Here is a 7,257-nt window from a genome sequence, read left to right as displayed (position 1 = left end):
GGGACGCGGTGCGCACGGCCGCGCGGGCGGCGCGCCGGGCGAGCGTGGGCTGGTAGGCGCCCCAGGGGGCGTACGGGTGGGGGGCGAGCCGGTTCGCCGCGAGGAGGACCGCGCCGACGAAGTCGCAGCTCTGGTGGGCGGCGCCGTGCTCCTCGGCGAGCACCTCGAAGCCGCGGTCGGCCAGCGCCCGGCGGAGGTTGGCGACGGGGACGAAGTGCTGGTGCTGGGGCTGGAACCAGGGCAGCCAGTGGGCGCCCAGCAGCCGGCCGGCCCGCGACTGGGGGTCGGGCACCTCGATGAGCAGATGCCCGCCTTCGGACAGCACCTGGGCCGCCGCGTCGAGCTCGGCGATCGGGTCGCGGGTGTGCTCCAGGTAGTGGAACATGCTCACCGTGTCGTAACGGCCGACGAGTCGGGGCGCGAGCTCGGGGAACTGCCCCTGGTGCGCCGTGGCGATCCAGCCTCGGGCCTGCGCCTCGTGGACCGCGCCCGCCATGTCCAGCCCGTCGAAGCGGGCGTCCGGCCAGACGCCGCGTGCGCTGTCGCAGAAGTGGCCGTGCCCGGTGCCGACGTCGAGCCAGGCGGCCGGTGTGCCGAACGGCTTGAGCATCGTGGCGCGGGCCCGGTAGGAGCGGCCCATCGTGGCGAACACCCGGTCCGCGCCGCCGACTCCGAGTCCGTCGTAGAAGTCGCGGTAGTAGAAGTCGAGGCCGTCGAGGGAGAGTCGGGGGTTCTGGAACACGTGCCCGCACGCGCCGCACTGCTCGAGGGTGAAGCGACCCGGCTTGCCCTGGAGGAGGTCGGGCGTCCGCACGCGTACGGACAGCTCGGCCGAGCCGCACCAGGGGCAGTCGAGGCGGCGCGGCTCGAAGAACCGCTCGGTGCCCGCTTTGAGCTCGGCCGCGTAGTACGGCCGGAGCTCCTCCAGCTCGGGCGGCGGTCCGGGCCGGGCGGGGCGGGCGCCGGCGGCGGTGCGCAGTCCGGCGGCCAGGGAGCGCAGCGGGCGGGCGGCGACGGCGCGGGGCAGGTCCGCGGGGCGCAGGGGGCTGCCGGGGCCGGCGAGGATCAGTGCGGGCTGCGCCCAGTACAGGGCGAGGGCCGCGAGGCCCCAGCGGCGGTCCGCGAGGGCGGCGCGCAGCAGCAGGGCGAGGCCGGCCAGCTGGGCGGCGGAGACCAGGCCCGGGGGCAGTCCCTGCGCGCGCAGCTCGGTCGCCCGCAGGGCGGGGTCGGCGGCGGGGACGGACAGGCCCGGAGCGATGGCCGTGCCGGTCGCGGCGGAGGCGTACTCCTTCAACTGGCGCAGCCGTGTGTGCAGTTCGCCGGGGCGCAGGTCCGCCTCCGGGTCGCACAGGTCGGCGGCGCGGCGCAGGACGTCCTGCGCGACGAGGACGGCGTGTCCCGCGCCGCGCGCCTGGGCCGTGCGCTCGTAGCGGGGGGCGCCGCCGAGGTCGACGAGCCGGAGCAGGCCGAGGGCGCGCTCGGTGTCGAGCCGGGCCGGGATCAGGTCGAGGACCTTCAGCCCGGCCCGTTCGGCGTGGGCGACGGCGGCGATCAGGGCGGCGTCGTCGAGGTCGACGCCGTCGGCGGCGATCAGGCGCCAGCCGTCCGGCGCGGGCGCGGCGCCCGGGTCGGCGGCGTCGAGCACGGGCAGGGCCCGCAGCCGTCGGCGGGCGCGCACCGTTCCGGCGGCGAGCCCGGCGAGCGCGGCGACGGCGGCCCAGGGGACGCGGTGCGAGCGGTGCTGCGTCATGTCAGCTTCTCCAACCTGTCGGCCGCTGCCGCCGCCCCGCCCGCCGCGGCGAACGAGGCCTGGATGCGGCGGGCGGCCCAGCGGTGTGCGGGATCGTCGAGAACGGCGGCGAGCGCGTCGTGCAGCTCGCCCGCGCGGGGGCGGCCGAAGCGCACCCGGACGCCCGCTCCGGCCGCCGCCACCTGCTGGGCGACGATCGGCTGGTCGTCGCGGATCGGGGCGACGACCAGGGGCAGTCCGTGGGCGAGCGACTCGCAGACGGTGTTGTGCCCGCCGTGGCTGACCACGGCGTCGAGGTGGGGCAGCAGCTGGAGCTGGGGCACGTACTCCTGGAGCAGCACATGCTCGGGCGCCGCGCCGACCGTCTCGGCGGGCGCGGCCAGGATCAGCTGCACACGGTCGGCGAGCTGGTCGGCGGCCCGCAGCACGGCGGCGTAGAACGGGGCGCCCGCCTCGCGGTTGAGCGTGCCGAGCGAGACCAGGACCCGGCGCCGCACGGGGTCGAGGCGCCGCCAGGGGAAGGGCGCGGGGCCGGCCGGGCGCGGGCCCAGCGCGGGGCCGACGAAGGCGTGGTGGGCGGGGCGGGTCTCGTCCTCCCCGAGGAGCTCGGGCGTGGAGAACGCCAGGACGAGCCGGTCGGAGAAGCGCGGGTCCCAGCCGCCGGGCGCGCCGCAGTCGGCGAGCAGCCCGGCGATCTGGCCGGCCACCCACTCCCCCACCTTGGGGAATCCGGCGAACGGCCGGGTGAACTCGGCCGTCGTCGTCGCCGACGTCGCCCAGGGCAGGGCGCGCCGCTCGGCGACCACGGCCCCGGCGAGGGCCTGCTGGTCGACGACGAGCAGATCGGGGGCGTACGCGTCGACGGCCGCCTCGACGCCCGGCAGCATCGCGTGCGCCAGCGGGACGAGCGCCTCCGCCCACAGGAAGCGCAGTGCGGCGACGCCGCGCAGATCGCGCCAGTGGGCGTGCAGCGCGCCGTAGCCGGCGGGCCCGGCGCGGTCGCCCGAGGGCAGGATCTCGGCGTCCGGCGGCAGCAGTCTCACCAGCACCTCGGCCGGGCCGGTCCAGGCGACGCGGTGTCCGCGCGCGGCCAGTTCGGCGGCGACGGCGACGGTGGGGTTGACGTGTCCGGCGAGCGGCGGGACGACGAACAGGGCCTTCATGCCGTCACCGCCTGGGGCCTGCGGCGCCGCGCGGCCTCGGCCAGCCGGCCGAGGACCGCCCCGCGCAGCTCCTCCGTGCCGCCCTGGAGCACGTCGTGGCCGAGGCCGGGCAGGATGCGCAGGGCGCAGTCGGGGGCGTGGCGGGCCAGTTCCCGTGCCCCGGGGACGAGTTCGGAGTGCTCGCCGCAGACGGCGAGGACGGGGCAGCGCACCCGGGCGAAGTCCTCGGGCGTGAAGGGGCGCGCGGCCGCGATGTCGTCGATCAGGGTGGTGCGGTTGAGGAGCGCGTCGGCCGTCGCGGTCAGCCGGGCGGCCTTGCGCGCGCCGATCGAGGTCAGCTCCCGCGGCACCTGGCTGCCTTCGAGGCCGATCGCGGCGACGGAGAGGGTGTCGAGCATGTTCTCGATCCAGGGTCCGTGCAGCGGGGCCTCGATCAGGGTGAGCCCGGCGACGAGTTCGGGGCGGGCGAGCGCGGTGTGCAGGGCGAGCGTGCCGCCGTAGCTGTTGCCGACGAGGTGTACGGGGTGCTCGTCCAGGCCCAGGGCGGCGAGCAGCGCGGTCAGGTCCTGGACGGCGGTGCCGGTGTCGTAGCCGGTGGGCGGGCGCTCGGTGCGGCCGTGGCCGCGCAGGTCGTACAGGACGGTGTCGTGGCCGGCGCGGGCGGCCGGCACTGCGAGGGTGCAGTAGAAGCTGGAGAGGTTGTCGACGACCAGGCCGTGCAGGAAGACGACGGTCGGTCCGGCGCCCGGTCCCGGGTCCGCGGCGGGCAGCCGCTGGACGTGGAAGCGCAGGGAGTTGGCGAGGATCTCGGCCATGGCGGGCTCAGCCCGCCGAGGCCGTGAAGGGGGCCCGGGCGGCGGGCGTGGCCTGGGCGATATGGCGGACCAGGTCGCCGACGGTCATGGCGAGGATCTCCTCCATGTCCTTCTCGGCGAGGAAGGCGATCAGGTCGACCGCCGTGCCGTACCGCTGGTGGAGCAGCTCGGCCAGCGCGACGAACTCGATGCTCTCCAGCGCCAGGTCCTCGTTGAAGGTCGTGTCCAGGGTGACCTCGTCGGCGAGGAGGAACTCGTCGCCGACCGTCTGCACGAGCATGGCGGTGATCTCGGCGAGTATGCGTGCGGCCGTGGGGTCAGTTGCTGCCTGGGTCATGGCTGGCCTCCGTGGGTGTGGGCGTGGGGGGTGCGGTCCAGGCGACGACATGGGCGGCCGGCGGGGCGTGGCGGCCCGGGCCGGACAGATCGTGGACCGCAGTGATCCGTACGGCGTGGTCGCGGCCCTGCGGGGAGAGCACCCGGAGCCCGGTGGGGCCGCCCTCCTCGACGGTCCACTGCCGAAGGCGTCCGCCCAGGCCCGTGCCCTCTGCCTTGGCCGCGGCCTCCTTGGCGCACCACAGGGCGGTGAGCGCCTGCGCCGGGCCGTGGCCCTCGCGCGCGGCGAGCCGCTCGGCGAGGGCGCGCTCCGGGGCGGTCAGCGCGATACGGCTGAGGGCGGCGGGGTCCTCGGTCACCTCCTCGACGTCGATGCCGACGGCGTGGCCTCGATGGGCGAGGGCGACCGCCAGCCGGTCCTTGTGGGCGAGGGAGAGCCGGATGCCGTCGGCCGGCGCTCCCTGGGGGCGGGGGCGGCCCTGCTCGTCGTTGGCGACCGGGACCTCGGCGGGGAAGAGCGGGCCGGCGCCGTGCTCCCACAGCAGGTTGCGCACGGCGTCCTTGGCGGCGATGCGCCCGAGCAGCCAGGCCGCGCGGGCGCGGGGCGGGCGCCGCTCGTACGCCGCGCGCTCGGCGGCGCCCAGGTAGCGCCGCATCACCAGCTCCTGCGACGCGGGGTCGCTCCAGCGCCGCCGGGCCAGGCACCAGCCGCCGGGCTGCGGCTCGCCGATGCCGCAGATCTCGGGCGTGAACTTCATGGGCCACACCCGCTCGTCGGCGGCGAAGCGGCGGTAGGTCCAGCCGTCCAGCCGGGCCCATACCGTGCCGTCGGCCGCCGTCAGCTCGACGTCGCCGCGGACGGAGGAGGGGCCGACGTCGCGGATGCGGGCGACGGCCCGCAGCAGGGCGCCCTCCCGCGGCGCGGGCCCGTACAGGCTGATCCGCTCCAGCGAGGCGGGGAAGACCAGCCGGTCCGCGGGCAGGCGCAACTGCATCCAGTGGCCCAGGAGCTGCCCGGCGGCGTCGAGCAGCGCGCCGGGGGCGGGCAGTGCGCGCAGCACGCCCCGGATCCCGTCGTCCGCGACGGCGGTGACCTCGTGGACGCCGGCGAAGCCGGGCCCGTGGAACATCCACCGGTCCCGGTAGAGGGCGTCGGCGCTGACGGGAGCCGGTCCTTCGCGGGTCAGCGCCGTGCGGTCGGGGTGCGGCCGGCTCGTCGGGTGACCGTGGGCGAGCCGGACGACGACGGTCGCGCAGCCCGCGATCTCCACCCGTACGCGGGGGCCGTCGGCGGGGGTCGCGGTGATCTCGGCGTCGACGGGCGGGGCGACGGGCAGCCAGCGCAGGGCGCGTACGTCGTCGAAGCCGGTGACCGCGGGCAGGCCCGGCACGGCGTCGCGTGCGGCGTCGGCGGCCAGTTCCAGGAGCGTGGTCATGGGAACGACGGGGAACCGGTCGGAGGGCTCGGGCCAGTCGTCGGGCTGGAGGTAGACGCAGTGGTCGCGGACGTAGGGCATGGTGTCCAGCGAGAGCCTCCGCCGGGTCACGACGGGCCGGGGAGCCGGTGCGGGCGCGGGGCGGGAGGCGGGGGCGGCGCCGGGGCGGCAGGCCAGGGCGACGGCGCGGGCGGCGGCCTCGGTCTCGTCGAGCACCGCGTCCAGGGCGGCGAGCGTTCTCGGGCGCCCGGCCGGCCAGGGGCTCGGCCGGGGCGCGCTCGCCAGGCCGAGGGAGGGCGCGCTGCCGTCGAGCCGTACGAGGGGAGAGCCCAGGTCCAGCCGGAGCAGGCCGGGGGCGGGCCGGGCCTCCTCGAGCGCCAGCCTCTCCCAGCGCACGTCGAGGCCCTCCGTCCACAACGCGGCCGCCAGGCCGCGCAGTCGGTCCAGCCCGCCGCCCTCCTTCGAGGCACCCGCGGCGACGGCGAGGACGTCCCGGCCGCTCAAGGTGTCGGACACGAAGCCGGGGAGGCTGCCGGGGCCCATCTGGACGAAGGCCCGCACGCCCTCGGCGTACAGCCGGGCGGTCAGCTCCCGAAAGCGCACCGGCTCCAGGAGGTGGCGCAGCACCACCTCCCGTACGTCGTCCGGGCTCTGCGGGAACGCGGCGCCCGTCGTCGCCGACCAGACGGGCACGGTCGACGAGCTGAGCGGCAGCCTGCGGAACGCGCCCCGCACCTGGTCGAGGTACGGGGCCCACATCGGGGTGTGGAACCCGGACCGGAACGGCAGCTCCTGGGCGAGCACGCCCTGGGCCGCCAGCCTGGCCAGCGCCTCGGCCACGGGGGTCGGCTCCCCGCAGAGCACCGACTGGTGGGGGCAGTTGTCATGGCTGACGGCGACCCGGTCGAGGCCGTGCAGCGCCTCGGCGGCCTGCTGGGCGCCGCAGCCCAGCGCCGCGTAGACGAGGTCGGGCACCGCGAGGTCGCCGGGCTTCAGCGAGTCGAGGAAGGCGTCGACGGCCTGCTGCGGGTACATCCCGGCGACGGCCATGGCGGTCCACTCGCCGAGGCTGTGGCCGGCCAGCAGATCGGCGTGGACGCCGAGTTCGGGCAGTACGCGGGCGAAGAACCGGCCGACGGCGACGGCGTCCACGGCGCGCTCGACGAGCGTGCTCCCGCCGCCGAGGGCGGGCCGGGCCAGCTGGAAGCGGTCGGCGACGTCGTCGAGGCGGGGCGTGAAGTCCGGCTCCAGGCCCGGGAAGAGGAAGGCGAGCCGTCCCTCGTGCGCGAGCAGCGGCCGCGGGCTGAACCACACGCCGCCCCGGCCGCGCCAGGGCTTGCCCCGGGCGACGACCGCGGCGGCGAGGGCCTTGCGCTTGGGCGTGAGCCCGACGACGGCGAGCCGGCAGGCGCCGCCGGACGCGGGGGCGCCGTCTGCGGCGTCCGACGCCCCGGGCCGTGCGGGCCCCGTGGCCCCGGGTTCCGCACCGGATCCCCGGGCCCCATGGCCCGCGCCACGGTCGCCGGGCGGACCCGGTACCGCTGGATCAGCTCCCGCGTCCGCCTCCGTCGTCGGCGACGCCTCGATCAGCCGGGCGAGTCGGCCGGCGGTGTCCGCGGCCAGCAGCACCACTCCCGCGCGCGCCGCCGCCCGCGCCGTACGGCCGTCGTCCGCCGCGCGGGGCCGGGAGCGGCCGGCCGAGCTCCCGGAGCTATCCGGCCTCCGGGCGCGTGCCCCGGCGACCGGGCGCCCGCCGC

5 protein-coding genes are annotated in these 7,257 nt (G+C 77.5%); all 5 read right to left on the bottom strand.

The genetic code is table 11. The features are described 5' to 3' along the window. Nucleotides 1–1,750: class I SAM-dependent methyltransferase (locus AB0M39_RS40875; RefSeq protein WP_365373957.1), on the bottom strand; the 1,750-nt coding region annotated here is incomplete at its 3' end. Beyond that, nucleotides 1,747–2,913: a nucleotide disphospho-sugar-binding domain-containing protein gene (locus AB0M39_RS40870; protein WP_365373955.1), complete on the bottom strand. Its 1,167-nt coding sequence runs from the start codon at nt 2,911–2,913 to the stop codon at nt 1,747–1,749. The genes AB0M39_RS40870 and AB0M39_RS40875, both read right to left, overlap by 4 nt. Continuing rightward, on the bottom strand, nt 2,910–3,728 hold the full coding sequence (locus tag AB0M39_RS40865; RefSeq protein ID WP_365373952.1) for an alpha/beta fold hydrolase: 819 nt from the start codon (nt 3,726–3,728) through the stop codon (nt 2,910–2,912). The genes AB0M39_RS40870 and AB0M39_RS40865 overlap by 4 nt, the downstream gene beginning before the upstream one ends. A 7-nt stretch (nt 3,729–3,735) precedes the next feature. Then, complete coding sequence (locus AB0M39_RS40860) at nt 3,736–4,065, bottom strand: phosphopantetheine-binding protein (RefSeq protein ID WP_365373949.1); 330 nt, start codon at nt 4,063–4,065, stop codon at nt 3,736–3,738. Then, on the bottom strand, nt 4,046–7,257 hold a 3,212-nt coding region (locus AB0M39_RS40855; RefSeq protein WP_365373946.1), incomplete at its 5' end, for a 4'-phosphopantetheinyl transferase superfamily protein. The genes AB0M39_RS40855 and AB0M39_RS40860, both read right to left, overlap by 20 nt.

It is taken from the genome of Streptomyces sp. NPDC051907 (genome assembly GCF_040681075.1).
Taxonomy (GTDB): Bacteria; Actinomycetota; Actinomycetes; order Streptomycetales; family Streptomycetaceae; genus Streptomyces.
This window is presented reverse-complemented; position numbering and strand designations above follow the sequence as displayed.